The organism is Bacillus sp. L75, assembly GCF_003676355.1.
In the GTDB taxonomy this organism is placed as follows: Bacteria; Bacillota; Bacilli; order Bacillales; family Bacillaceae; genus Bacillus; species Bacillus velezensis.
On the sequence record NZ_ML064902.1, the window covers coordinates 458,720 to 485,150 of the forward strand.

Annotated in this window: 27 protein-coding genes and 1 pseudogene; 8 read left to right on the forward strand and 20 right to left on the reverse strand. The window is 46.5% G+C overall.

The window, feature by feature from the left end; translation table 11 throughout:
* Positions 1–60 precede the first annotated feature (60 nt).
* Positions 61–1,101, reverse strand: coding sequence for a CAP domain-containing protein (locus tag D5S11_RS05515; RefSeq protein WP_007409690.1), 1,041 nt, complete (start codon positions 1,099–1,101; stop codon positions 61–63).
* Between the two features lie 84 nt (positions 1,102–1,185).
* Positions 1,186–1,629 (reverse strand): CBS domain-containing protein, encoded by a 444-nt coding sequence (locus tag D5S11_RS05520; protein ID WP_032871405.1) that lies wholly within the window; start codon positions 1,627–1,629, stop codon positions 1,186–1,188.
* Positions 1,630–1,769: 140 nt separating this feature from the next.
* Here D5S11_RS05520 and D5S11_RS05525 point away from each other — a divergent pair, with 140 nt between their 5' ends.
* Complete coding sequence (locus tag D5S11_RS05525; protein ID WP_007409688.1) at positions 1,770–2,129, forward strand: YugN family protein; 360 nt, start codon at positions 1,770–1,772, stop codon at positions 2,127–2,129.
* A 34-nt stretch (positions 2,130–2,163) separates the two neighbouring features.
* On the opposite strand, the gene ctaG is transcribed toward D5S11_RS05525, so the two are convergent.
* The 6 genes from ctaG to cyoE all read right to left on the reverse strand — a co-directional run bounded on the left by ctaG (position 2,164) and on the right by cyoE (position 8,136).
* Entirely contained in the window at positions 2,164–3,048 is an 885-nt protein-coding gene (gene ctaG, locus D5S11_RS05530; RefSeq protein ID WP_020953993.1) for a cytochrome c oxidase assembly factor CtaG, read from the reverse strand.
* Between the two features lie 24 nt (positions 3,049–3,072).
* On the reverse strand, positions 3,073–3,405 hold the full coding sequence (ctaF, locus tag D5S11_RS05535; protein WP_007409686.1) for a cytochrome c oxidase subunit IVB: 333 nt from the start codon (positions 3,403–3,405) through the stop codon (positions 3,073–3,075).
* A gap of 2 nt (positions 3,406–3,407) precedes the next feature.
* Positions 3,408–4,031 (reverse strand): cytochrome c oxidase subunit III, encoded by a 624-nt coding sequence (gene ctaE / locus D5S11_RS05540; protein ID WP_003154482.1) that lies wholly within the window; start codon positions 4,029–4,031, stop codon positions 3,408–3,410.
* The gene (ctaD, locus tag D5S11_RS05545; protein WP_007611227.1) at positions 4,031–5,899 is read right to left on the reverse strand and encodes a cytochrome c oxidase subunit I; all 1,869 of its coding nucleotides are present in this window, start codon (positions 5,897–5,899) and stop codon (positions 4,031–4,033) included. The genes ctaE and ctaD overlap by 1 nt, the downstream gene beginning before the upstream one ends.
* Positions 5,900–5,930: 31 nt before the next feature.
* Entirely contained in the window at positions 5,931–7,001 is a 1,071-nt protein-coding gene (gene coxB, locus D5S11_RS05550; protein ID WP_003154484.1) for a cytochrome c oxidase subunit II, read from the reverse strand.
* A gap of 217 nt (positions 7,002–7,218) precedes the next feature.
* Complete coding sequence (gene cyoE / locus D5S11_RS05555) at positions 7,219–8,136, reverse strand: heme o synthase (protein WP_003154486.1); 918 nt, start codon at positions 8,134–8,136, stop codon at positions 7,219–7,221.
* A 343-nt stretch (positions 8,137–8,479) separates the two neighbouring features.
* On the opposite strand from cyoE, the gene ctaA reads away from it, so the two are divergent.
* On the forward strand, positions 8,480–9,406 hold the full coding sequence (gene ctaA / locus D5S11_RS05560; RefSeq protein WP_007409684.1) for a heme A synthase CtaA: 927 nt from the start codon (positions 8,480–8,482) through the stop codon (positions 9,404–9,406).
* Between the two features lie 98 nt (positions 9,407–9,504).
* Here ctaA and pyc read toward each other — a convergent pair whose 3' ends face one another.
* The 4 genes from pyc to glsA form a co-directional block, all read right to left on the reverse strand.
* A complete protein-coding gene (gene pyc / locus D5S11_RS05565; RefSeq protein ID WP_108724987.1) occupies positions 9,505–12,951 on the reverse strand; it encodes a pyruvate carboxylase in 3,447 nt (1,148 codons plus the stop codon).
* Between the two features lie 75 nt (positions 12,952–13,026).
* A complete protein-coding gene (locus tag D5S11_RS05570; RefSeq protein WP_108724988.1) occupies positions 13,027–14,238 on the reverse strand; it encodes an FtsW/RodA/SpoVE family cell cycle protein in 1,212 nt (403 codons plus the stop codon).
* 205 nt (positions 14,239–14,443) lie between these two features.
* Positions 14,444–14,725 (reverse strand): Fpa/YlaN family protein, encoded by a 282-nt coding sequence (locus D5S11_RS05575; protein ID WP_003154494.1) that lies wholly within the window; start codon positions 14,723–14,725, stop codon positions 14,444–14,446.
* A gap of 107 nt (positions 14,726–14,832) precedes the next feature.
* Positions 14,833–15,762 carry a glutaminase A gene (glsA, locus tag D5S11_RS05580; RefSeq protein ID WP_015239797.1) on the reverse strand — a complete coding sequence of 310 codons (930 nt, stop codon included), beginning with the start codon at positions 15,760–15,762 and terminating at the stop codon, positions 14,833–14,835.
* Between the two features lie 103 nt (positions 15,763–15,865).
* On the opposite strand from glsA, the gene D5S11_RS05585 reads away from it, so the two are divergent.
* Positions 15,866–16,342: a hypothetical protein gene (locus D5S11_RS05585; protein WP_007409680.1), complete on the forward strand. Its 477-nt coding sequence runs from the start codon at positions 15,866–15,868 to the stop codon at positions 16,340–16,342.
* On the opposite strand, the gene D5S11_RS05590 is transcribed toward D5S11_RS05585, so the two are convergent.
* Positions 16,337–17,665, reverse strand: coding sequence for a PhoH family protein (locus tag D5S11_RS05590; protein ID WP_015417407.1), 1,329 nt, complete (start codon positions 17,663–17,665; stop codon positions 16,337–16,339). The genes D5S11_RS05585 and D5S11_RS05590 overlap by 6 nt on opposite strands.
* Before the next feature lie 153 nt (positions 17,666–17,818).
* Between D5S11_RS05590 and D5S11_RS05595 the strand changes: the two genes are divergently transcribed.
* Together D5S11_RS05595 and D5S11_RS05600 are read left to right on the forward strand one after the other, a co-directional pair.
* Complete coding sequence (locus tag D5S11_RS05595) at positions 17,819–18,442, forward strand: YhcN/YlaJ family sporulation lipoprotein (RefSeq protein ID WP_014417659.1); 624 nt, start codon at positions 17,819–17,821, stop codon at positions 18,440–18,442.
* Between the two features lie 101 nt (positions 18,443–18,543).
* A complete protein-coding gene (locus D5S11_RS05600) occupies positions 18,544–18,753 on the forward strand; it encodes a YlaI family protein (RefSeq protein ID WP_007409677.1) in 210 nt (69 codons plus the stop codon).
* 41 nt (positions 18,754–18,794) lie between these two features.
* Here D5S11_RS05600 and D5S11_RS05605 read toward each other — a convergent pair whose 3' ends face one another.
* Both D5S11_RS05605 and typA read right to left on the reverse strand, forming a co-directional pair.
* The gene (locus D5S11_RS05605; protein WP_007611192.1) at positions 18,795–19,115 is read right to left on the reverse strand and encodes a YlaH-like family protein; all 321 of its coding nucleotides are present in this window, start codon (positions 19,113–19,115) and stop codon (positions 18,795–18,797) included.
* Between the two features lie 56 nt (positions 19,116–19,171).
* The gene (gene typA / locus D5S11_RS05610) at positions 19,172–21,010 is read right to left on the reverse strand and encodes a translational GTPase TypA (protein WP_007409675.1); all 1,839 of its coding nucleotides are present in this window, start codon (positions 21,008–21,010) and stop codon (positions 19,172–19,174) included.
* A 111-nt stretch (positions 21,011–21,121) separates the two neighbouring features.
* Here typA and D5S11_RS05615 point away from each other — a divergent pair, with 111 nt between their 5' ends.
* Positions 21,122–21,310, forward strand: a complete 189-nt coding sequence (locus tag D5S11_RS05615; RefSeq protein WP_003154504.1) for a YlaF family protein — start codon at positions 21,122–21,124, stop codon at positions 21,308–21,310.
* 310 nt (positions 21,311–21,620) lie between these two features.
* On the forward strand, positions 21,621–22,238 hold the full coding sequence (locus D5S11_RS05620; RefSeq protein ID WP_053104322.1) for a hypothetical protein: 618 nt from the start codon (positions 21,621–21,623) through the stop codon (positions 22,236–22,238).
* Between the two features lie 38 nt (positions 22,239–22,276).
* Here the strand turns inward: D5S11_RS05620 and D5S11_RS05625 are convergent, their stop codons facing one another.
* Together D5S11_RS05625 and D5S11_RS05630 are read right to left on the reverse strand one after the other, a co-directional pair.
* Entirely contained in the window at positions 22,277–22,570 is a 294-nt protein-coding gene (locus D5S11_RS05625) for an anti-sigma factor family protein (protein ID WP_015239790.1), read from the reverse strand.
* A pseudogene (locus D5S11_RS05630) lies at positions 22,567–22,701 on the reverse strand (RNA polymerase sigma factor); the annotation flags it as partial. The gene D5S11_RS05625 and the pseudogene D5S11_RS05630, both read right to left, overlap by 4 nt.
* Positions 22,702–23,067: 366 nt before the next feature.
* Here D5S11_RS05630 and D5S11_RS05635 point away from each other — a divergent pair.
* Entirely contained in the window at positions 23,068–24,633 is a 1,566-nt protein-coding gene (locus tag D5S11_RS05635; RefSeq protein ID WP_007409672.1) for a M4 family metallopeptidase, read from the forward strand.
* Between the two features lie 51 nt (positions 24,634–24,684).
* Here D5S11_RS05635 and D5S11_RS05640 read toward each other — a convergent pair whose 3' ends face one another.
* From D5S11_RS05640 to D5S11_RS05655, 3 genes are all read right to left on the reverse strand, one after another.
* Complete coding sequence (locus tag D5S11_RS05640) at positions 24,685–25,137, reverse strand: GNAT family N-acetyltransferase (protein ID WP_007409671.1); 453 nt, start codon at positions 25,135–25,137, stop codon at positions 24,685–24,687.
* A complete protein-coding gene (suhB, locus tag D5S11_RS05645; protein ID WP_007409670.1) occupies positions 25,124–25,921 on the reverse strand; it encodes an inositol-1-monophosphatase in 798 nt (265 codons plus the stop codon). The genes D5S11_RS05640 and suhB overlap by 14 nt, the downstream gene beginning before the upstream one ends.
* Positions 25,922–26,054: 133 nt before the next feature.
* Positions 26,055–26,243 carry a hypothetical protein gene (locus tag D5S11_RS05655; RefSeq protein WP_007409669.1) on the reverse strand — a complete coding sequence of 63 codons (189 nt, stop codon included), beginning with the start codon at positions 26,241–26,243 and terminating at the stop codon, positions 26,055–26,057.
* Positions 26,244–26,431: the final 188 nt, after the last annotated feature.

Sequence of the window (26,431 nt, forward strand, 5' to 3'; positions counted from 1 at the left end):
GGAGCACCGCTCGCGAAAAAACATAAAAAAACCGCGGGGGACGCGCCCCTCTGCGGTTTTTTACTGCCAAGGCTTAATGAAGTTTTGCGTATAATACTTCTGATCAACGCCGACACCGAGGTGCGTATAATCCGGGCTTAACAGCGCCTTTCTGTGGCCTTCGCTGTTCAGCCAGCCCTCCACGGCTGCAGGACCGTCCACATAGTTGTAGGCAATATTTTCACCGGCCTCCCGGTATTTCACATCGCCTTTTTCCAAGCGGTCCTTCAGAGTCCCGTATTTCTTTGAGACGTGAGAGAAATACTTGTTATCCTTCATGTCCTTGCTGTGGCCGAATGCCACTTTTGCGGCGCCTTCGTCCCATTTCAGCCTTGCAAGTCCGTGTTTTACGCGGATGACATTTGTAATATCGAGAATCTGCTGTTCACTCGCTCGTTCAATATCGTTCCATTTTTTATCAGAAACAGGCTCGGGTTCTGTCAGCTTTCCTCTGTACATGACTTCATACGGCCTTTGTTTCACAAGTGTTTCCGCATCAAATGCCCTGATGCTTGACAGATTCCCGTCAAATTTGTCCATGTACAGCTGAACATACATTCCGCCTATCTTGACGGTGGGACGGGTATTGATATCTTCTTCAGAAAACTCGAACCGATACGTGTTTCCCTTGTCAGTCACATTGACAAAAGGAGAAACCTGCGTCGTTTTAAAAACTTCGCCAGTCGATTCGCCGATCTTAAACGGTTTTGCGTTGATGCCGCTTCCCGAAGCGTATAAAGTCACGGCTTTATCATTCAAAATACCGACTTGTACGTATTGGTCTTTCCCCTGGTTGTACACCCACCACTCGTAATCGTAGGCAGAAGGATCTTTCCGGGACGGTTCCCCAAGTTTCTTTTTCACATCGGCGGCAGATTTCCCCATGAGAGAAAGCAGTCCGGATGACGGCATTTTCAGCCGTTTTCCGCTCTCTTCTTCATTGGAAACCTGAGGCTCCTCCTGATCCGTCTTTTTCTGAGGAGCCGATCCATATTGTATAAACAGAACATACGCTCCGTAAATAAGCAAAAGGATAACGAGAGCCCTTGCGATATTTTTCAACCTCTCACCCCCATATGTTCAAACCGTTCTGTTTTTGTTTACTCTTATACAGTACAGCCTATTTGCATCGTCCGTGATTTATGTTTAATGGATAAACCCCTCCGGACCGCCGTCTTCAGAAATGTCAGACAGCACTCGGCCTGCTTGCTCATTTGATTGCTCGGCCAACGAAAGATCGCCGAGCGTAACAATGCCGACCAGTTTTTTATCCCTTGTGACGGGAATTCTTCTGAGCTGATGTTCAGCCATCAAATGGAGCACCTCCTCCACAGAGGCGTCTTCCTCTGCACTGATAACCCGCTCTGTCATTGCGTCGGTTATTTTTTGAGAGTTCGGCTTTTTTGAAGCAATTCCCCGTAATACGAGATCTCTGTCTGTCACGATCCCGACAAGTGTGGCGCCGTCTTCATCCACTATCGGAATGGCGCCGACATCTGCGTCTTTCATCTTCACCGCAGCTTCATATACATTATCTAATACTGTACAATATTGCAAGTCTGACGTCATGAGCTTATTGATCTTTGTCATTGCGGAATTCCTCCTTTTTTCTGCTACTATTGTCGTCAAATTTTTCATTTTGCATACTTTCACCGTATGAATCATTGAAAGTGTAACGCTTTCATACTATGATTGTCAGGAAAGGGCATTTTTAAAAGGAGGGGGAAGGTTTGAAGTTTGAAAACAGCGGTCTTGAAGGGGTAACAGCGGAGCTCAGCCGCTTGAATGATCTGATGGAAGGTAAAGGGCTCATTCTGGCTGGACAATGGGATTATGAAAGAGTGACTTACGACAAAAAGTTTTCAGTACCTGAGGGGACATTTTATCTGCGGATTCAAGGAACGGCAAAAGAGGGCGATGTCGGCGGCAGCCGGGCCGTGATTCAGCTGAAGGCCCCTCTTTTAGGAAAGCATTATTATCCGCACGGCGTAGAATACGGCAGCGCTGAAGAATTTCCGGAACATGTCGTCGCTGAAAGCAAAGCTTTACTGCTTGAATTGGAAGAGTCATTAAAAACAGTGCAAATGTAATAAAAAAGTACAGCATATTCTGCTGTACTTTTTTTCATGAGACGGTATGCTCGATATACGGCGGCTCTGACAGCGTATCTTTTTCCCGTTCCGTTCTGACCCACTGAAAAAAGATGACAGCCAAATATGTTCCGTAGACCGCCTCTTGAATGATTTTCATCAGTACTGCCCCAAGCTGCTGATCTTCCAGAGGAGGGAGCGTGTTAAACATCTCCGGTCCGGATAAAGGGATCTCCTCCAGCAAATCTAAAGGAACGCAAAGCTTCATTGCTTCGGCCCAAGCCGCCGGATCTGTATACGTGGCATACATGGGCGCCCCGCTGAACATAATGAGCGCGCAGGCCGGCGTTAACAGAATCCCGTCTGCCATAATATACCCCAGCTTCATTAAACCGCTGAGACGGGGCAGACCGTCCACCTTATGCACAAGCGGCCACCACATAAAAAACGCCGTTACAAAGATGAGTCCGTTCATCAGCGTGTGATACAGCGAATCCGTTTTGACGAAATCAAATATAAACGGGATGTGATACAGTGAAAAAATACCGTTAAACAGCACTAATGCGATAAGCGGCATTGAAAAGAACGAAAACAGCGGCTTTACGACAGGACGGAAGATCAGTTTTTTCCATGCCCAGCCGGGAATTCCGGAAATCAACAGCGGCGGTACGACTAAAAACAGAACCGCCATCTGCGTCATATGGGCGCTGAACATCACATGGCCCAATAAATCAACCGGACTTCCCGCAGCCGCGTAAAAAAATAGCGCGGAAAGCACAAACAGCACCTTCTCCTTAGCGGACACACGTCCTTTATGCCGGCTGCACCAGTAAAAGTAAACACCTGTTATCACGGCAGTTATACAAAACAGATATGGGCTCCACATTGCGCGAAACCCGAACATTTCCAAATTAATCAAATCTCTCACTCCCCGCCGCCCCGATTACCACCAAATAATCGTGACAAATGCAAGCACGGTGATAAACGCGACAAATATTCCCGAATACAGAAATAATGACGGCGCTTCATGCCCCTTCTGGCTCATATGCATAAAGTAAAACAGCTGAAAGATGACCTGGATGACCGCAAGCAGGATCAGAAACGGCATCGTAAACCATCCGGCAATGCCGTCAGCAGCCACCGTCAAAAACGCGACAAGCGTAAGGCCGATCATCAAACCGAAGGATATGACCTGATATTTCATCTCCTCGGCATTTTTCTTTTTTCGATATTCGAGATCCGTACTGACAGTCCCTCTGTTTTTGTTATCGTCCATCGTTATCCCACCATCCCCATCAAATATACAACGGTAAAGATAAAGACCCACACGACATCGATAAAATGCCAATATAAGCTGGCCACATAATATTTCGGCGCATTATAAAGGCTGAGCCCTCTTTTTGCATTCCGGATCATCAGCGCGCTGATCCACAACAGCCCGAACGCCACGTGTGCTCCGTGTGTGCCGACGAGCGTGTAAAACGCTGAGCCGAGCGCAGAGCTTGTAATGGTAAAGCCGAATTCGTGAGTGTAATGCATAAATTCATAGATTTCTACCCCTAAAAATCCTGCTCCCAATAAAACGGTAACCAAAAGCCACACCTGCATTTTTTTAAAGGAGAAATTTTTCATATGATACATCGCATACACACTCGTTAAGCTGCTCGTTAAAAGAAGCATCGTCGCGATAAATACGATCGGCAGCTCAAACATCTCAGCCGTTGACGGCCCTCCGGCTTTAGATTCCCGTAAAGCAAGGAATGTTGCAAATAGCGAGGCGAACAGAACCGTTTCTCCGCCGAGAAACAGCCAAAATCCCAAAAACTTATTTTTCCCCTCCAGCGTTGCTTTTTCAGGAGAAGCCGGAAAGGTTTCAGCCGTCATTTTTTCCTGCAGCTGCATTACGCCTTCACCCCTTTATCATCATTCGGCAGATCTTCTTTGTGAATATGATAGCCGTAATCATCGACCACAGAGCGAAGCAGCATGGTAAAGAATGTGATGCCGAGCCCTATGAAGATAACCGGAAGCCCCCATGAATAATCGGAGTGGTATAAAAACCCGAACGCTGCGACAAACAGCCCGAAAGATATGATAAACGGCATGATGGAGCCGTTCGGCATATGAATGTCCTCTACAGGCTCTGCAGGCGCCATCCCTTCATTTCCGGCCTGCTTTTCAATCCACAGCGGGTCAAGTCCCCGGACAAACGGAAGCTGTTTAAAATTATATTCCGGCGGCGGCGAAGAGACCGCCCATTCAAGCGTACGACCGTCCAGCCACGGGTCGTTCCCGACGTATTTCCCCTTTATTGAGGTATAAATAATATTGACGACGAGTAAAGCAGCCGCGCCCGCCATGAAAAACGCGCCGATTGAACTGATCAGGTTGCCGGTATCAAGCCCCTGGCCGGGCAGATATGTGTAAACGCGCCGCGGCATTCCCATCAAACCGAGGAAATGCTGAATGAAGAAGGTAAGATGAAACCCGATAAAAAATAAGACGAACGAAATTTTCCCCATCGTTTCATGAAGCACCTTCCCGAACATTTTCGGCCACCAGAAATGCACGCCCGCCAGGATGCCGAACACAACGCCGCCGATAATGACATAGTGGAAATGTGCTACGACAAAATACGTATCGTGGAACTGATAATCTGCCGCTGCGGCCGCCAGCATGACACCCGTGACTCCTCCGAGTACGAAAGAAGGAATAAAGGCGACGGCATACAGCATAGGCGTCGTGAATTTGACATTTCCTCCCCAGATGGTCAAAAGCCAGTTGAAAATTTTAATGCCGGTAGGCACCGCGATCGCCATCGTCGCAACCGCAAATATCGCATTAGCGATCGGTCCGAGTCCCGTCGTAAACATATGGTGAACCCAAACCATGAACCCGAGAAAGCCGATCAGCACGATCGCAAAGACCATAGACGAATAACCGAACAGACGTTTCCTCGCAAATACGGGAATGATTTCTGAAAAAATCCCAAAGGCGGGAAGAATTAAAATGTATACTTCCGGATGCCCGAAAATCCAAAACAGATGCTCCCAGATTATCGTATTGCCGCCCAATTCAGGATTAAAGAAATTCGTTCCGAACAAACGATCCAGCATCATCAGCGCCAAACCGACGGTGAGCGGAGGAAATGCGAATAAAATGAGTGCCGACGCCACAAATGTCGTCCACGTAAACAGCGGCAGTCTCATATACGTCAAACCCGGCGCCCTCATATTAATAATCGTGGCGAGAAAGTTGATCCCCGCAATCAGCGTACCTAAGCCTGATATTTGCAGGCCGAGCACGAAAAAGTCTATGCCGTGCCCTTTCGAATTCAGCGCAAGCGACGCGTACGACGTCCAGCCTGCATCAGGAGCGCCTCCTAAAAACCAGCTCAGATTCAAAAAGATGCCTCCGAAGAAAAACAGCCAAAATCCGAGCGCATTCAGAAATGGGAACGATACGTCACGCGCCCCGATCTGAAGCGGCACAACCGCGTTCATCAGCCCGAATAACAGCGGCATCGCCGCCAGGAAGATCATTGTCGTGCCGTGCATCGTCATAATTTCATTAAACTGCTGAGCACCCATAAAATCGTTCCCCGGCCTCAAGAGCTGAATCCTGATAAGCATGGCCTCAAGTCCGCCGACGACGAAGAAAAATCCCCCGGCGATCATATATAAAATCGCGATTTTCTTATGGTCAACCGTCGTCAAATAATCCCAAAGCAAAGAGCTTTTTCTTTGCTGTCCTGTAAGCGTATTCATCATTTACGACCTCCCCCCTGATATCTCCCTGTCCTCACTTGTTCTCCGCTTTCAGCCCTTTTAAATATTCATACAGCGCATCCGTTTCAGCGTCCGAGAGCTTCGGATAAGTGCCTGTCATTTTATTGCCCGGTTTAATGCTGTCCGGATTTTTCAGCCAGGCTTTTATATTCTCTTTATTCGCATCCTTAATGCCGGCCACTTTGACCCGTTCACCGAAGGTAGCGAGGTTCGGAGCCGTTCTTGCCGCTTCAGCCCGTTTATCATTGGGCTCAACCGCATGACAGCTCAGGCAGTTTTTTTCCTTAAACAGCTCTTCTCCTTGCGCGGCTAAACCGGAATCTGTTGTATGCTTATAATTTTTCATCGCTTTCGTCCATTGTTTAAATTCTTTTGACGGCAGCGGTTTCACTTTGAAATCCATCAGCGCATGTGAAGGTCCGCACAGCTCTGCGCATTTCCCGAAGAAATATTCTCCCGCTTCTTTGCTGCGTTTAGAATCGAAGGTCAGAAAGAAAGTATTGTCATTATCCGTATTCGTATCGATTTTTCCCCCGGCTGACGGAATCCAGAAAGAGTGTTTCACATCTGAGGACTTCAGCTTGAAATAGACGCGTTCATCTGTGGGAACGATCAGCTCCTGACTTGTCACAAACCCGTAATCAGGATACTCGAATTCCCACCAGTATAAATTCGCCCTTACATTAATCACGAGCGCATCCTCTGCTTTACGGTTTTTCTTATCCATCGGCGACGTATCCGCCAGCGCCAATGTATCGATGACAACCGGAATGACAAGAATAATCAGAAGCAGGATCGGAATAACGGTCCAGGTGATTTCTAAAAAACGGTTCCCCTCCACCTGTTTCGGTATCGTGTCTTCCCCTATACGCGACCGTCTGAATCTCACAATGACGTAAAAGAAAATAACTGCTACGACCGCAACGACGACAACCATGATAAGTGTGCTGAGCACCGTCAGATCATATTGTTTATCAGCCACTTCGCCGGCAGGCTTGAGTGTGGACAGAAACGGTTTTCCACAGCCGCTCAATAAAAGCGGCACTAAGGCTAATAATGATAAAAGACGCCAACGCTTTAACATTTCACCCAACCCCTTTTTTCAATCAGTACGAGATGCACAAGCAGTAAATCTGCTTCCAGCCGAAATACTTCTTTTCCTCATTTCTTAAAATATGAGATTTTTTACTTAAAATTCCATCTATGTATAAAAGCAAAGCCGCCTGATTAAACAAAAGGTCAAGGCGGCGTTTACTAGTTGTCATTGTTTGTTTTGGCGATCAAACAAGCTCATTATTCAATTAAAAAAGCGTGAAGACCACCATCGCTACAAAATAAATGGTCATGTAATTAAGCGAATAGACAAACATAAGAGTTGCCCACTTCATGATGTTTTTCATGCGGAATCCCATCAGTCCGAGAACAAGCCATCCGACATTCAGCAAAGTGCCGAGAATGACGATCGGAAGACCGAGACTGCCGAGGAAAAACGGAAGCGGCAGCAGGCATGCGACCCAGACGATAATCTGTCTTTTTGTCACTTCAAAGCCGTGCACTACCGGAAGCATCGGAATATTCGCTGCTCTGTAATCTTCCGTCTTCTTAATCGCAAGCGCTAAAAAGTGCGGAATCTGCCAGATGAATAAAATCATGAATAAAACCCACGCGACAACACCGATGTGCCCTTCAACCGCTGTCCAGCCGATTAACGGCGGCACGGCGCCTGATACACTTCCGACAACCGTATTAATCGTATAACGGCGTTTCGTCCACATTGTATAAAGAACAACGTACGTAAACACGCCGATAAAACCGATGACTGCTGCCATCACGGTGGTCATCAAAAGCATGATAAGTCCTAAAGCAATGAGTAAAATTCCTGACCACAGCGCTTGATTCGGCTGAATCTTTCCGGTTACCGTCGGTCTTACTTTCGTGCGTTCCATTAAATGATCGATATCACGGTCGTAATAGTTGTTAACCGCACAAGAACCGGCGATGATCAAAGAAGATCCTATTAATGTAAGAAGCACGGTGTTTAAATTGCCTAAAAAACTCAGACCGGATATATGTAACGCAAGCCACATGCCGGTAAAAGTCGTAATTAAATTCGAATTGACGATTCCTATTTTGATAAGCGAAAGGAAATCCTTCCATGCCGTCGTCTCTTCAATCTGTCCGTCTATAGCTGTATCGTTTAAAATTCTGGAATTAGCCATAACGTAAACCTCCCTTACAAACCTAAAGCAGGTTTTTTAAGACCTGCAACTCTATCATACAAGATAATCACCTGTAAAAAAACATCCTCTTAAATATTAAACGAGAAACAGGAATTTATTTGTGAACTTTTTATGAATTTTACCAAATCCGCCGGTTTCATAATAAAGCGGTTACTTTATTTCTATCAGACCCATCTGGAATAATCAACCCCATTATCTAAGAAGTCCTGATTCTATTATATTTTTGTGAACAAACAGAATTGAGAATTGCCACAAAACACATATTCGCTTACACTTGGTACGTATATCATTTTGTCCAGTTTGTTAAGAAGGTGAATGTAAAATGAATAAAGCTTTGAAAGCGCTCGGCGTGCTGACGACATTCGTTATGCTCGTCGTGCTGATCGGCGGCGCTCTTGTCACAAAGACAGGATCGGGTCTCGGATGCGGAAGGCAGTGGCCGCTTTGCCACGGCCGGTTTTTCCCGGAGCTTAACGCCGCTTCTATCATTGAATGGAGCCACAGACTCGCAAGCGGTGTCTCAATCGTTCTCGTGCTGAGTCTCGCTTTTTGGGCATGGAGAAAAGTCACGCCTGTTTTCCGTGAAACAACCTTTCTCGCCATTATGTCCATTATCTTTTTATTTTTACAGGCGCTTCTCGGCGCATTAGCGGTTGTTTTCGGATCAAATGCGCTCGTTATGGCGCTTCATTTCGGCATATCGCTGATTTCTTTCGCTTCTGTTCTGATTTTGACGCTGCTCATATTCGAAGCTGATAAATCAGACAAAAAGCTCGTCAAGCCGCTCAGAATCGGCAGGAAAATGCAGTTTCATATGATCGGCCTTTCGATTTACACGTATATCGTCGTTTATACGGGAGCTTATGTGCGCCATACGAAATCAAGCCTTGCCTGCCCTGACGTTCCGCTTTGCAGCAGGCTGAATCACGGGCTTCCGTCCCATTTTCAGGAATGGGTGCAGATGGGCCACAGAACGGCAGCGCTGCTTCTGTTCGTATGGATTCTTGTCGCTTTTGCACATGCGGTGCGCTCCTACAAAGACCAAAAACAGATTCTTGGGGGCTGGATAGCGGCTCTTGCCTTTGTTGTATTACAGGCGCTCTCCGGAATCATGGTTGTTTATTCAGAAATGGCCACCGGCTTTGCACTTGCCCATTCGCTCTTTATTGCCGGCCTGTTCGGCGTCTTATGCTATTTCTTATTATTAATCGCCCGCTTCCGCTATGAATCAAAACAGCGGTACATCTGAGGCACATGAAAAGGCCGAAGCATTAGAGCTTCGGCCTTTTTACATCTAAAAAACCTGATCGCACACGAGGGCGGATCAGGTTTTTTTATGTTCATTTTTTACGCTTTTTCAATTTCGATCAGTAAATCGCCTGTCTGAATCGGTTCACCGTTTTTCACATGAATCTGCTGTATCGTCCCGGAGAACGGCGCCTGTACCGTCGTCTCCATTTTCATCGCTTCATTAATCATCAGATGATCGCCTTTATTCACCTTTGCCCCGGTTTCCGTTAACAATTTAATGACGGTTCCCGGCATGGATGCCGCAATGTGGCTTGGGTTTGTCCGATCTGCTTTTAATTTTTCCTGTACGGATGATTTAATGCTTTCATCTTTAATGACCACCTCGCGCGGCTGGCCGTTCAATTCGAAATAAACGACACGTGTCGCATCTGGCTGCGGTTCACCGATAGATACAAGCTTCACGATCAGCGTTTTTCCGCGCTCGATTTCCACTTCGATTTCTTCACCGAGTGTCATGCCGTAGAAGAAAGTCGGTGTGTCTAATACGGAAATATCACCGAAGCGTTCCGCCGTTTTAACATATTCAGTAAACACCTTCGGATAAAGAGCATACGCGATTGCGTCCTGATCACTCAATTCCATATGATGTGTTTCTTTCCATTCTTCTTTAATGCCTTCAAAAGATACCGGTTCAAGCAGCTCACCCGGTCTTACCGTGATCGGCGTCTGCCCTTTCAGAACGAGCTTTTGCAGTTTTTCCGGAAATCCGCCGTGCGGCTGGCCGATCTGCCCTTTAAAGAGCTCAACGACTGAATCCGGAAAATCAAGCGTTTCGCCTTTATCATAAACATCTTGTTCTGTTAAATTGTTTTGCACCATGTAAAGCGCCATATCTCCGACGACTTTGGAAGAAGGTGTTACTTTCACGACGTCGCCGAACATGCGGTTGACGACGCTGTACATGTCTTTCACCTCATTCCAGCGATCACCGAGGCCGACTCCTTTTGCCTGCTGCTGCAGATTGCTGTACTGGCCGCCCGGCATTTCATGATTATAAATCTCAGTATGCGGAGACTTCATCCCGCTTTCAAATTCACTGTAATACTGACGGACGGATTCCCAGTATTGCGACAGTCTTTCCACCTGCCGGACATCCATTTCAGGACGGCGGCTGTTTCCTTCAAGGGCATGATAAAATCCGCTTGCGCTCGGCTGTGAAGTCAGACCAGCCATTGAGCTGACGGCGACATCCACGATGTCCACACCCGCTTCAACAGCTTTGGCATAGAGAAAGACGCCATTGCCGCTCGTATCATGCGTGTGAAGATGAACGGGAATATCAATCGTTTCCTTCAGCGCTGAGACAAGTTCGTATGCGGCTTGAGGTTTCAAAAGACCAGCCATGTCTTTAATGCCGAGAATGTGCGCACCAGACGCCTCAAGCTCTTTCGCCATAGAAAGATAATATTGCAAATCATATTTCGTCCGGGTCTTATCAAGAATATCTCCCGTGTAACAAATCGCAGCCTCCGCCACTTTTCCGGTTTCACGGACGGCATCGATGGCCAGCGTCATCCCTTTTACCCAGTTCAGGCTGTCAAAGATCCGGAATACGTCAATACCTGACTCCGCTGACTGCCGGACAAATTTTTGGATGACATTGTCCGGATAGTTTGTATAACCGACGGCATTTGATGAACGAAGCAGCATCTGGAACAATGTGTTCGGCACTTCCTTGCGAAGATCTTCAAGGCGCTTCCAAGGGTCTTCTTTTAAGAAACGGTACGCTACATCAAATGTCGCGCCTCCCCACATTTCAAGGCTGAACAGTTCAGGCCACAGGGCAGCCGTAGGATTCGCGATTTTTTTCAAATCATTGGATCTGATCCGGGTTGCAAGCAGGGACTGATGGGCATCCCTGAACGTTGTATCGGTCAGGAGCACGGATTTTTGCTCTTTCACCCAGTCTGCAAGCCCCTCAGCGCCTCTTTCATCAAGGATCTGTTTCGTACCGCTTGCCGGCTTTTCCCCGATACCTAACGTAACGGTCTGAGGCTTATCAAATGCAGGTTTTTCTTTTTTCCCGATTCCCGGAAAACCGTTCACCGTGACATTGCCGATATAGGAAAGCATTTTTGTTCCGCGGTCCTTCTGTTTTGGGAAAACAAACAGCTCAGGCGTTGTGTCGATAAACGATGTGTCATATTGGCCCGTCAGGAATTTTTCATGCTTTGCCACGTTTTCAAGAAACGGAATATTGGTCTTAATGCCCCTGATCCTGAATTCCTGCAGGTTGCGGACCATTTTCGCTGATGCCTGTTCAAACGTCAGCGCCCATGTCGACAGCTTGACGAGCAGTGAATCATAATAAGGCGTGATGACGGCGCCCTGGAAGCTGTTTCCCGTATCAAGGCGGACGCCGAAGCCGCCGCCTGAGCGGTAAGCCATAATTTTACCCGTGTCAGGCATAAAGTCATTCAGCGGATCTTCAGTGGTCACACGTGATTGTATCGCATACCCGTTTGTAAAAATGTCTTTCTGCTCAGGGATATTGACGGCACGGCTGTGCAGTCCGTGGCCCTGCGCGACGAGGATTTGCGTCTGAACGATATCAACCCCCGTTATCATTTCCGTAATCGTATGCTCCACTTGTACGCGCGGGTTCACTTCAATAAAGTAAAATTCACCGCCCGCTACGAGAAATTCCACGGTCCCCGCGTTGATATAGCCGACATTTTTCGCAAGCGCCACAGCCGCTTCACAGATCTCGTCCCTTAATTCAGGCTGCAAAGATACACTCGGCGCCACCTCAATGACCTTTTGATGGCGTCTCTGAACGGAACAGTCCCGCTCATACAGATGGACGACATTGCCTTCTTTATCTCCGATCACCTGAACTTCAATATGCTTAGGATTTTCGATCAGTTTTTCAACATACACTTCATCGTTTCCGAATGCGGCTTTCGCTTCTGATTTGGCCCGCTCAAACGATTCTTTCAATTCGCTTTCGCTTCGGACGATTCTCATTCCGCGGCCTCCGCCTCCGAGCGATGCTTTAATAATAAACGGAAATCCGTGGACTTTTGCGAATTGTTCGACATCTTTTAATGTTTCAGCCGGTCCGTCACTCCCCGGAATAACGGGGATGCCGGCTTTTTCTGCCCGCTCCCTCGCCTTTACCTTATCTCCGAACATATCCAAATGCGCTGACGTCGGTCCGATAAATACGATGCCCTCTTCTTCACAGCGTCTCGCAAATCGGATATTTTCAGAGAGAAATCCGTAGCCCGGATGAATGGCATCTACGCCGTTTCTTTTTGCGATCTCAATAATCCCTTCAATATCAAGATACGCGTCAATCGGTTTTTTGCCTTCTCCCACTAGATAAGCTTCATCCGCTTTATAGCGATGATAGGAGCCCGAATCTTCTTTTGAATAAACGGCTACCGTTCTGATGTTCAATTCTGTGCACGCCCGGAAAATCCGGATCGCAATTTCTCCCCTGTTTGCTACTAACACTTTTTGGATGGATTGTTGTGACAAACTTTTCTCCCCCTTGGCCTAATAAATATGTAGTTTATAATAAAGGAATATCCGTCCTGTGTATACACTTGTTTTTTAGAGATACACAGTTTTTTCCGTCTGCCGTCTTTTTACCCCCTTAGACGGAACGGGCTCCCTCTTTTTCTTCTTTTCTGAGTACTTGACATGCATGCTGACATTCACCAATATACCGGCGCTCGTTAATAACAAAAACATTGATGACCCTCCGTAGCTGATAAACGGCAGCGGAACACCTGTGATCGGAATTAAACCGCTGACACCGCCGAGATTGATAAAGGTCTGAATCGCAATCATGCTGGATATCCCGATTGCCAAAAGGCTCCCGAACGGATCTTCACATTTTCTCGCAATATAAAAACCTTTTAACACGACAAAAGCCAGCAGCACAATGACAAACAGGACGCCGAAAATGCCGAGCTCCTCTGAAATAACCGCCATAATAAAGTCTGTATGCGATTCAGGCAGATAACCGTATTTTTGAATGCTTTCTCCAAGACCGAGACCGAAAAAACCGCCTGAGCCGATCGCATAATACGAATTTATAATCTGCAGGCCTGATGTGCTGGCGTATTTAAATGGATTTTCAAGGCTTTCAAACCGGCTCATACGCCCGGGTGTCAAAATATCGTCCCATTTCAGATAGATGATCGGGCTGACAAGGAGCAATACGATTCCCGCCATGAGCACCAGCCTGAGCAGGGTCCTTCCGCTGAATCCCGAACACATAATGACGCAAAACGCGATCAGACCGATAATCATCGCCGTTCCGAAGTCGGGCTGAATGGCGATAAGCGCACAAATAACTACGGTGACGATCACCGGCGGAGCAACCCCCGTCAAAAGCTGATCGATGTAGCTTTGTTTCTTTGCGTATACCGCGGCAAGGTACAGTATCAGGGTCAGCTTGACAAATTCCCCCGGCTGAATGGCCATTCCGCCGATTTTAAACCAGCTTTGCGCGTTTCCGGCAACATGTCCGAAAACAAACAGCGCGCAAAGCGCAGCCACTGACGCAAGCAGTATGAATTTCTGAATCTTTTGATGGGCGAACACTTTGTACGGAAAAACGGCCGCGATGATAAACAGCACAAACCCCGCGATGACGGCGAACAGCTGCCGTTTAAAGAAATAGTCGCTGCTCACGCCGTAACGCATAACGGCGGTAATCATGCTTGAGCTGTATACCATTACCAATCCGAAACTGCACAGCAGAATGATAGCGCATATCAATGAATAATCGTAAGATTTTAACATTCTTTTAAACATAACATCCTCTTTCCTGCTTAAAGCTTACGTTTAATACCTATTGCGTATTATATTTTACTATAATTCATAAACATTTTACGCAGTTTCTTTATAGTTTTTCGGATGAAATGCAGATTAAGAGACCGTCTTACGAAAAGAAGATGCAAAAAAAACGGTTTACGGTTATAAAAAAACCCAAACCGTTGAATAGTTTGAGTTTGATCATTTATTTTCCTGTAAACGCGTCATGCAAAGCAGACAGTTCTCTTTCAAGTCTGTCCAGCAGCTCTTTGCCGTCGTTTTCGTCAACTAATCCCAGGCGGACAGCAAAATCGATTTCCCTCGACAGTCCGAACATCTGAGTATCCAAGACCTCTTCATACAGAGGACATTGAGGCATCGTTAAGTTATCCATTTGTACTCGGATCAGCTTCAAAATCTTCTCAGCATCTAACTTCAACAGCTCGAATGCTTTCTGCTGATGGTCAACTATAATCTCTGAAGCCAAAAGTATCCCTCCGTTCCCCAGGCGAGTACCTAATTCTTCTATTTATCATAAAGGGTATCAGATGAAATTGCAAGAGAATTTAAGCAGATGTTATGATAAAAAATGTTTCAAAAAATACTCAGCCTGTATTTCTCAGACATGATTTCCAAAAGCTTCACACCCGCGATGCTGTTGCCTTTTTCATCAAGCGCCGGGCCGAATATACCGATTCCGAAGTTGTACGGCGAAATGCCCATGATCCCTCCCGAAACGCCGCTTTTAGCGGGAATGCCGACCTTAATCGCGAATTCCCCGCTCGCATTGTACATGCCGCATGTCACCATAAACGTCTTGCAGATTCTCGCCACATCTTTTTTAATGACCTGCTCCCCGGTTTCCGGATGCTTGCCGTCAAGGGCGAATACACAGCCGATTTTGGCTAAATCCAGACTGCTCATCTTAATCGCGCACTGTTTTGTATACAAATCCATGACCTCTTCAACATCGCCTTTAAAAATGTCATACTGCTTCATGTAATAACACATGGCCCGATTAATCATGGATGAACTGAATTCCGATTCCGCGACATGTCTGCAATATGTAATGTCCTGATTATTCGCAAGTCTTCTGATGAATCCGAGCAGGTAATCCAGGCGGTCTTTCGGCGAATGCCCTTTAATGAAACCCGTAACGATGAGAGCTCCCGCATTAATCATCGGATTTAAAGGCTTGCCCGGATTCACTGTTTCAAGCTTAATCATGGAATTAAACGGGTCGCCGGTCGGCTCCTGACCCACGCAGCTGAACACCTTTTCCTTTCCGTAATCCATCAGTACGAGCGCCAGAGAAAGCACTTTCGAAATGCTCTGCAGCGTAAATGTCCGGTCGGCGTCTCCTGCCGTCAGACATGTATTTTCCGCATGATAAATCGTGACCGAAAGGCTGTCTTGTTCAGATTCAGCCAGAGCCGGAATATAGTCTGCCACTTTGCCTTCTTCGGTTCTTTTTTTCGCTTCCTGAACTAATGCGTCCAGCTCTTGGTAATGCCGGCATACCATGTCGATCATCCTCACTTCGCTGCCGTTGTATACATCTAATTTGCGACGCAAAGTGACAATTCATGCGAAAACTTTTATACTTTAAGTAAAGGGGGGCTTCACCATGAGCGTTATTCAGGTAAAAGGCAATGTTACATATCCGATTACAATTGATCCGAGTGTCTGGATTTTCGATGACCGCAAGTTTCCGTTTGAAAAAAATCAGCCCGTTCATCCGGACGGCTCTGCAGAAACCCAGGAGCATACGCTTGATCCGGAACGAGTGATCAGAGAAGGGCGCATTTCGCCGCCGACTTTAAAAAGCGAAAAACGTTATGAAAAAGAAAGACTGATGAACGGCAGCTTCGCCATGAAGCTCGGCGCTGTTTTAGCAAATGCCGAGCCGAAAGAAAGCGCTGTCTTGTGCGCATTTATTTCAAAATCAGAAAGAACCGAAGTGCCGCTAGAAAAGGCGATGGACGCAATCGCGCATTTCAGCGATGCAGGGAAACCCCTTCAAGACGGCGGCCCGGTCCATTTTTACGTGGACGGAGACTTTGAAAAACCGATAACGGGCGTCACAGAAATCGAAGTTTTATAACAAATCGGCGGCGAGCTGTGCAAGGCCGGATCTCTCACCTTTCACAAGCTTCACGCTGCCGGAGACGGTTTGTTCTTTAAACCGTTCTACCACATAAGCAAGTCCGTTGTTTAAACTGTCTAAGTATGGGTGATCTATTTGCTCCGGATCGCCCATCAGGACAATTTTGCTGCCCTCTCCCACCCGAGTCAAAAGCGTTTTGACCTCGTGCCTCGTCAAATTCTGAGCCTCATCAATAATAATAAACTGATCCGGAATGCTTCTCCCCCGAATGTATGTCAGCGCCTCCACCTGAATCGATCCGATTCCTGCCAAAATCGCTTCAAGTTCACCCGGCTTTTTCGCATTGAATAAAAATTCAAGATTATCAAAGATCGGCTGCATCCACGGCTTGAGCTTTTCCTCTTTTTCGCCAGGCAAATATCCGATATCCTTTCCCACCGGGACGATGGGACGCGCGACGATCAGTTTTTTATAAATACCGAGATCCTCCGTCTGCAGAAGCCCTGCCGCGAGAGCAAGCAAGGTTTTTCCCGTTCCCGCTTTTCCGATCAGGGTGACAAGCGGGATATCTTCCCTCAGCAGGAGTTCAAGCGCCATTGTCTGCTGGACGTTCTTCGGCCTGATACCCCATACGTGCTCATCATCGAAAACGAGTCTTTTTACGGTCTCGCCTTTCTTATCTGTCATGCCGACCGCAGACGAAGATCCTCCTAATTCATCTTTCATCAGCACAAATTGATTCGGATAAACCTGATGCTGCTGAAGCTCCTTGACTGAAATTTGTTTGTCTTTATAAAACGAGGCAAACCGCTCTTTATTCATAAATATATCTTTGTACCCGCTATATATTTCATCATGGTCAACGACTCTGTCGTTTAAAAAGTCCTCCGCCAAAAGCCCGATGGCATCCGCCTTTACCCTGACAAGCACATCTTTGCTGACCAGGATGACGAGGCGGCCGTTTTCTTTCGTTTCCTCCTCAAGGCTTAAATTTTTTGCCACCGCCAAAATGCGGTTATCATTCGTTTTTTCGATAAAAATTTCTTGGAGCTGGTGAAATGATCGGTGGTTCAGTTCAATTCTGAGCGTTCCTCCGCTTTCAAGCGGAACTTTCTCGTGCAGCCTTCCTTTCTCCCTGAGCCCGTCTATCAGCTTAGATACGTGCCTCGCATTTCTCCCGACCTCGTCCATATACCGCTTTTTTGAATCGACCTCTTCCAGCACGACGGCGGGGATGACAACTTCGTTTTCTTCAAAGGAAAAAATGGCGTTAGGATCCTGCAAAAGTACATTCGTATCTAACACATAAATTTTACTCAAGTCTCAGCCTCCTGAAATAAGGATCAAAGCCCATCGTGTGCTTCTCTTTCCGCGAAAAACGGGGATGCCTGCTAAAATATATGATTTGGTGAATAAAGATAGAAGGTTAATTCAACAATAAATAAATGAAAGCATTCAAGGAGGAAATCTGACGTGCGAATTCTTTTCATTATCATACAAGCCTTGTTTATCCTTACCGGCTGCACTGCTGTACAGGACGGCCGCGGCCGCAATATTCAGAACGAATCAGCCGATCAGCGCGATGCAAAACCGATCCATGTGAAAAATACGGCTCCTGAGACAGCTGAAAATCCCGGCCGGACAGACATCGCTAAGCATCTCGTCGAGGTAACCGAAAAAATCCCCGGCATTTCAGATGCCACCGCGGTTGTACTCGGAAGATACTCCGTTGTCGGTATCGATGTGGATGACAATTTAGAAAGAAGCAAAGTGGAGAGCATTAAATACACGGTTGCCCAGGCGTTAAAAAACGATCCTTACGGCGCCAATGCCGTTGTCGTGGCTGATCCTGATACGGTTTCCCGTCTGAGAGGCATGGGCAGCGACATTAAGGCCGGCCGCCCCGTTTCAGGCATTTTGGACGAACTTGCCGCCATCGTCGGCCGTGTCATGCCGGAAGTCCCGAATGATGTGACCGACAATGAAAAAGAATCACCGACTCAATCGAATGATGATCAGCTGAACGAAAGAGACCAGAACAAGCTGCAAAACGAACAGAACGATCAATCGGATCATCATATGAAAAACCGCCGGTAAAAAGCAGCGCCCGCTCCAAAGGAAGGGCGCTGCTTTCTTTCCCTTTGGCAGGAGGGGCATCCATGTTATAATGCTTGTCATAGTGAAAGAGGTGAAAATCAATGAGAGTAAAATGTTCCATTTGCGACAAAATCGAACAAATTGATGATGAAACACTGACAGCCAAACGCCTCCGCAATCGTCCGATTCATACATATATGTGCCGGGAATGCCATGACCGAATCAAAGTCAAAACGGAGGCGCGGCTGAATACCGGACACTTTTCCTTTCATCCCGGACAAAAAGCGAAAAAAGATAAACTGAAAAAATAAACCGAATAAAAAATGACCCGCCGGAAGGCAAGGTCATTTTTTTATTGCGGTTTAGCTGACTGGCTTTTTTTGGACTGGTGCAGACGGATTTTGTAAACGATCAAAATCAAGGCGGCGACAACAAGCCCTTCTCCGACCGGCAGAAACACACCGAAAAAAGTCAGCACGGTGCAGCCGAGCACGAGAAAGAGATAAACTGCCGCAGCCTTCAACACCGGCAGCCGTTTGGCAAAGCCGAGTTTAAATACAATCACCGAAAGCACGACGATCGTTCCGTATAACAGCCACATTCCCGTCAGCGGATGCTCATCCACTTGGTAAAGAGCCGCAAAGAACGACAGCCGTTCACTTACTTCATTCAAAAGGATCCCCCTCCCCTTTTCCGTTCGGGTTCTACCTTTTCAAATTCTGCAAGTGATTAAGACATTCCTGCTGTTTTTTTCTTTTTCGCCGCTTTTTCACGTTCGTTTTTATTCAGGATTTTCTTTCTTAAACGGATGGATTCCGGCGTTACTTCACAGTATTCATCTTCGTTTAAGTACTCGAGTGATTCTTCAAGCGACATAATGCGCGCTTTCTTAATCGTAGTCGTTTGATCCTTCGTAGCGGAACGGACGTTTGTCTGCTGTTTCATTTTGCTGACATTGACGACAAGGTCATTGTCACGGTTATGTTCACCGACAATCATGCCTTCATATACTTCTGTTCCAGGCTCAACGAAGATGACGCCGCGGTCTTCAATACCTTGAATTCCGTAAGATGTCGCTTTTCCGTTTTCCATGGAAACGAGCACACCCTGACGTCGGCCTCCGACTTGGCCTTTTTGCATCGGCTGATAGCTGTCAAACGTGTGGTTCAGGATACCGAAACCGCGTGTCAGTGACAGAAACTCAGTAGAATAGCCGATGAGTCCGCGTGAAGGTACGGTAAAGATCAGGCGGACCTGGCCGTTTCCGTTATTAATCATATCAAGCATTTCGCCTTTTCTCGCACCCATTGATTCCATAACAGAACCGGTATGCTCTTCAGGCACGTCAATCTGCACGCGCTCAACAGGCTCGCAGCTTACGCCGTCGATTTCCTTAATGATAACTTCAGGTTTAGACACTTGAAGCTCATAGCCTTCACGGCGCATGTTTTCAATTAAAATGGACAGGTGAAGCTCACCGCGTCCTGAAACAACCCATGCGTCAGGTGATGCAGTCGGTTCGACACGAAGACTGACGTCTGTTTGAAGCTGCGCGTTCAGACGCTCTTCAATTTTGCGGGCTGTGACATATTTGCCTTCACGGCCTGCAAACGGGCTGTTGTTTACGACAAATGTCATTTGAAGCGTAGGCTCATCAATGCGCAGAACCGGCAGCGGCTCATGGTGGTCAGCCGGACAAACCGTTTCACCGACGTTGATGTCTTCCATGCCCGAAACGGCAACGAGGTCTCCCGCTCTCGCTTCTTCAATTTCCACGCGTTTCAATCCCTGGAAACCGAAGATTTTCGTTACACGGAATGATTTTACCGTTCCGTCAAGTTTCATCAATGAAACCTGCTGACCCACTTTCATCGTGCCGCGGAAAACGCGTCCGATACCGATACGGCCGACATAATCATTGTAATCAAGCAGCGCCACTTGGAATTGAAGAGGCTCTTCGGCGTTATCTACCGGGGCAGGGACATGTTCAAGAATCGTTTCATACAGTGATTCCATATTTTCGTCCTGCTTTTTCGGATCCAGACTTGCCGTTCCGTTAATCGCAGAAGCGTAGACGACAGGGAACTCAAGCTGTTGTTCGTTTGCGTCAAGCTCGATGAACAAATCAAGCACTTCATCAATGACTTCTTCCGGGCGGGCGAAATCACGGTCGATTTTGTTTACGACGACAACCGGATTTAAGTTCTGCTCAAGGGCTTTTTTCAGTACGAAACGGGTTTGCGGCATGCAGCCTTCATATGCGTCCACGACTAACAGAACGCCGTCAACCATTTTCATAATCCGTTCTACCTCTCCGCCGAAGTCGGCGTGTCCCGGAGTGTCCAAAATATTAATGCGTGTATCTTTATAGTTAATCGCAGTATTTTTCGCAAGAATTGTAATACCGCGTTCACGTTCAAGATCGTTTGAATCCATTGCGCGTTCGGCAATATTTTCGTTGGCACGGAATGTTCCGGCTTGGTGAAGCAATTGGTCTACCAAAGTCGTTTTCCCATGGTCAACGTGGGCAATAATCGCGATGTTGCGAAGATCGTTTCGAAGTTTCACATTTTCATCTCCTAAAAAAATTAGATAACTTTCATATTATACCACACATCCTCTTTAAAAGCGTTACGTTTTTCTGTAAACTGAAAGTATGACGTTAAAGGGGATGGAAATATGAAAAAATTGAATTGGCTCTTATTATTATTTGCATTCGCAGCAGTCTTCAGCATGATGCTGATCGGCGTATCAATCGCTGAGAAAAGCGCATGGGGCATCATCGGAAGCATTGTTCTCGTTATCGCCATGATGGGAAGCGGTTTCACCGTAAAGAAAAAAATGCGCGAACAGGGACTGCTTGATTAAAAGCATGACCCTTTGCAAAATTCCGTAAACATGGAAAGAAAATATCTAATGAAGCCTGAATCAAAGATTCAGGCTTTTTTACATCCTCAAAACAGGCTCCAGATGTAAGGCTTATCTCCCCCGCCGCCTAGTCAGGAAGCCGGAAATGACAGCTCCCATTCTAGTTACATCAGCAGATTCCCTCAGAATATGCAGTCTGAAATAGTCCGGCATCGTTATGCAGAAAATACCATACCTCCTATTTCAATTCCATCATTGTCTTTTTATACTTGTGGCTGTAAGCAAATACACATGACAAGGAGAGAACGAAATGAAAACATCTTTTTTGAAGAAAACCGCTGTAACTGCCGCCGCAACCGCCTCAGCCGCCTTGCTTGCATTCAGTCCGCTTGATTCTGCCGGCGCAAAAACGATTCAGGCAAATGAACCGCATGTCCTGCAGGCTTCCGCTGAGAAAACACCGGAAGACGCGGCAAAACTCATTGACATCATCAGCCAATCGATTTACGAAAAAGACGGTGTCTATTATTTTGACGGTGAAAAAGCGGTTGAATTGGGATTAGATCAAGAACAAGCCCAGATCATTCAAAAGCTGTGGGACAGTTCAACCGAATTTTTAACCGTACTTTCCCAATGTATTGAGAAAACGGACGGCGAATATACATTTAATAAAGAAAAAGCGGTGGAGCTCGGCTTTACGGAAAAAGAGGCCCTTATCGTTGATCAGCTGTTCACCACTTTTTCCCAAAGTCTTCATATCCTTCAATCTGCGCTGATTGAAGAAGACGGTGTGTATACGTTTGATCAGGAACTTGCTGAAAAAGCAGGAGCAGGAAAAAAAGAAGCAAAGCTGTGTGCCGGATTCTTTAATTCACTGCCCCAGGAATTGCTTGAAGGCATTTATACAGCCTTTCATCCGGCTGAGTAAACGGATTAAAACGCCCGGTCATTCAGCCGGGCGTTTTTTTAAATCAGCAGTTTAAGGACCAGCATGATAAAGAAAACAGCGCCGAACAAACAGGCTGCTTTTATCAGCAGCTTCCCGTAATACCGTTCCTTAAACCGCCTTTCTTCTTCTGCATAACAGGCTGGCGCCTTCATCTCAGGGCTGCCGAGGTCAAACGGCTCCTTCATCATATGATATAAACTCCCGCACTTACCGCATGATTCAAGATGGCGGGAAATAAACCGCTCCGTTTCTGTTTCACAATCGCCTTCAATATATAAAGGGAGTAAATCTCTCACTAAACAGCAAGTCATATCTGTCCGTCCTTCCTTTTTTCCGCCAAGTGCTGTTTCAGCTGCATTCTCGCCCTGTACAGGGTGCTCTTCACCTTCGAAAGACTCCAGTCCAAAACATCAGCAATCTCTTCGTAAGACAGCTCTTGAAATACCTGTCGAAATGCTGAATAAAATGACTGAAAATCTCTGACATCTGAAACAATCCTTTTCGTTTATTAAGGCCTCACCCGTTTAGACAAACGGCTATAAAAAAAGTTTTACAGATCGGAACATTTTTCCCCTATCATTTTTCCCGACTTCATTTGTCATTTTTTTCAGAATAAATCGCATCATTCGACTCATGTCTGATTCAACACGTGCCTCTCGGCTTATCCCCCGATGCCGGCCGCCGGAAGCCTTTCCGGGACGATTCTATCAATTCATCAGCGGAGTCTAGTTTTATATTGCAGAATGAGAGAATGCTGGTTTATTATAACAATATAAGTTTTCATTATTTTCAAAAAGGGGGATTTATTGTGGGTTTAGGTAAGAAATTGTCTGTTGCTGTCGCCGCTTCCTTTATGAGTTTAACTATCAGTCTTCCGGGTGTTCAGGCCGCTGAGAATCCTCAGCTTAAAGAAAACCTGACGAACTTTGTGCCGAAGCATTCTTTGGTGCAATCTGAATTGCCTTCAGTCAGTGACAAAGCAATCAAGCAATACTTGAAACAAAACGGCAAAGTCTTCAAAGGCAACCCTTCCGAGAGACTGAAGCTGATTGACCACACGACTGATGATCTCGGCTACAAGCACTTCCGTTATGTGCCTGTCGTTAACGGTGTGCCTGTGAAAGACTCGCAAGTCATTATTCACGTCGATAAATCCAACAATGTCTATGCGATTAACGGTGAATTAAACAACGATGCTTCTGCCAAAACGGCAAACAGCAAAAAATTATCTGCAAATCAGGCGCTGGATCATGCTTTTAAAGCAATCGGCAAATCACCTGAAGCCGTCTCTAACGGCAACGTTGCAAACAAAAACAAAGCCGAGCTGAAAGCAGCGGCCACAAAAGACGGTAAATACCGCCTCGCCTATGATGTAACCATCCGCTACATCGAACCGGAACCAGCTAACTGGGAAGTAACCGTTGATGCGGAGACAGGGAAAGTCCTGAAAAAGCAAAACAAAGTGGAGCATGCCGCTGCAACCGGAACAGGTACGACTCTTAAAGGAAAAACGGTCTCATTAAATATTTCTTCTGAAAGCGGCAAATATGTAATGCGCGATCTTTCTAAACCTACCGGAACGCAAATTATTACGTACGATCTGCAAAACCGACAGTATAACCTGCCGGGCACGCTCGTATCAAGCACTACCAACCAGTTCACAACTTCTTCTCAGCGCGCTGCCGTTGATGCGCATTACAATCTCGGCAAAGTGTACGATTATTTCTATCAGACGTTTAAACGCAACAGCTACGACAATAAAGGCGGCAAAATCGTATCTTCTGTTCATTACGGCAGCAAATACAATAACGCGGCCTGGATCGGCGACCAAATGATTTACGGTGACGGTGACGGCTCATTCTTCTCGCCTCTTTCCGGTTCAATGGACGTAACGGCCCATGAAATGACACACGGTGTTACACAGGAAACAGCCAACCTGAACTATGAAAATCAGCCGGGCGCTTTAAACGAATCCTTCTCTGATGTATTCGGATACTTCAACGATACTGAGGACTGGGATATCGGTGAAGATATTACGGTCAGCCAGCCGGCTCTCCGCAGTTTATCCACTCCGACAAAATACGGACAGCCCGACCATTACAAAAATTATCAAAACCTTCCGAACACTGATGCCGGCGACTACGGCGGCGTGCATACAAACAGCGGAATTCCGAACAAAGCCGCTTACAACACGATTACAAAAATCGGCGTGAAAAAAGCGGAGCAGATTTACTATCGCGCACTAACGGTATATCTCACTCCGTCATCAAACTTTAAAGATGCAAAAGCAGCTTTGATTCAATCAGCGCGGGACCTTTACGGCTCTCAAGACGCTGCAAGCGTAGAAGCGGCCTGGAATGCGGTCGGCTTGTAAACAAGAAAAGAGACCGGAGAAATCCGGTCTCTTTTTTATATCTGAAACATTTCACAATGGCTTCACCATGATCATATATGTCTTTTCCCGATCGTCTTTTTCAAGCTTAAGCTGTTCAAAGCCGCATTGGCTTAAAAACAAAACCCATTCCTGCCTGTCCAGGGGAACGGCTGAAAACATCGCTTTATGCTCCCCTCTCAGCCGGCCCGCAATCTTTTCAATGACCGCGCGTCCGATTCCTTTCTCTTTTGCCTCCGGAGCGACGGCCACGGTTCCGAGCCACGGTTTTCCGTTTGAAGGCGCCCATTCCAAATGAAAACTGACGGCGGCAGGAGCGCCGTCAATCTCCCATACGAGCCACGTTCCATTGTACATGGAGTATGCAAGCATAAACTCCGCCGCATTTTTTGTTCCGAACTCTTCGTTTTTCCACACCGGGTGTGCAGCCGCCAGCTGCTCCAGAAACCCGAGATCTTCTTCTTCAAAATCTCTACCTGTCAGCATGTAAATAGTCGTCAAAGATAATTTTATGTATTGCCGGATTGCCCGCAAGCACGCTGTGGTTGTCTAAAAACGTAAACGGTTCGCCGTCTGTGGTCGTGTAAATGCCCCCGACTTCGTTCAGCAGCACGCAGCCGGCAGCGTAATCCCACGGCGCGAGCCTCATCGTAATGTATGCGTCAATGCGGCCGGCCGCAACACTGGCCAGCTCAAGTGCCGCCGAACCGTAGGAACGCGTTCCTCTGACCCGTTTTACGAGCGGCGCCAAAATACTCGGGTCAATCCTTCTGTTTTCCGTCACCCATGTGGCATTGATTGCAATAATGGCTTCTTCAATGGAAGCTTCTTTTAAAGGAGCAAGCGGCGTGTCGTTCAGATAAGCCCCTTTTCCGCTGAATGCGTGATACAGCTCGTCCTGCATCACATCATAAATTAAGCCGATTTTGCCTTTTCCGTCTTCAAAGATGCCGATGGAGATCGCGAAATGCCGCTTTTGATGGACAAAATTCATCGTTCCGTCAATCGGATCAATGATCCAGACGATTCCGTCAAGGGAGCGGAGCTTATCTCCCTGCCCTTCTTCTCCGAGAATCCGGTGTCCGGGAAAAGTTCCCTGTATACGGTCAATGAAAAAGCGTTCCGTCTCTTTATCAATATTTGTGACTAAATCATTCGGATTTGATTTTGTTTCAATCGTCAAGCTTTCCTGCATGGATTGTCTGATTCTCGTTCCGGCTTCTTTTACCCATTGTTTTGCGATATCATCAATTTCCGTCCAATTTGTCATACCGTGTACCTCTTTTCTATGTATAGCTTATTCTATAGCATACTGATAAAGGCGATGAAAAAGCAAGGAAAATGAAAAAAATGCCTTCTCACGTAAAAACGAACCATTTCCTGCGGTTCGTTTTTACTATTCTTTATCCGTTAAGCCGAATCCATTCTTTTCTGAGACGTTCCAGTTTTCTTTTGCTAAGATCGATTTGATCTGCATTCTCTTTTTGCATGGCCTCATACAGGGTTGCCAATTCATAATCAACCTCTAGTCTCCAGACAGCTACACGGTTATTTTTTTCCTCCCTGAATCCTTCCTTCACCACTTGCCTCATTGTCTTTCGCCCCTTCCAGAGATCATTTGTTAAAAAAGCATCCCATTTTTCCAATTTATTAATGATACTTCTTATATCGTATGGAAACTTATATTCGGCTGTAACAACATTCTTAAAATTGTGTGTTTACCTATTCGTTTTTTACCACCAATCCTCTCGGCTCAAACGTTCTCAATGTTTTTGCGGCC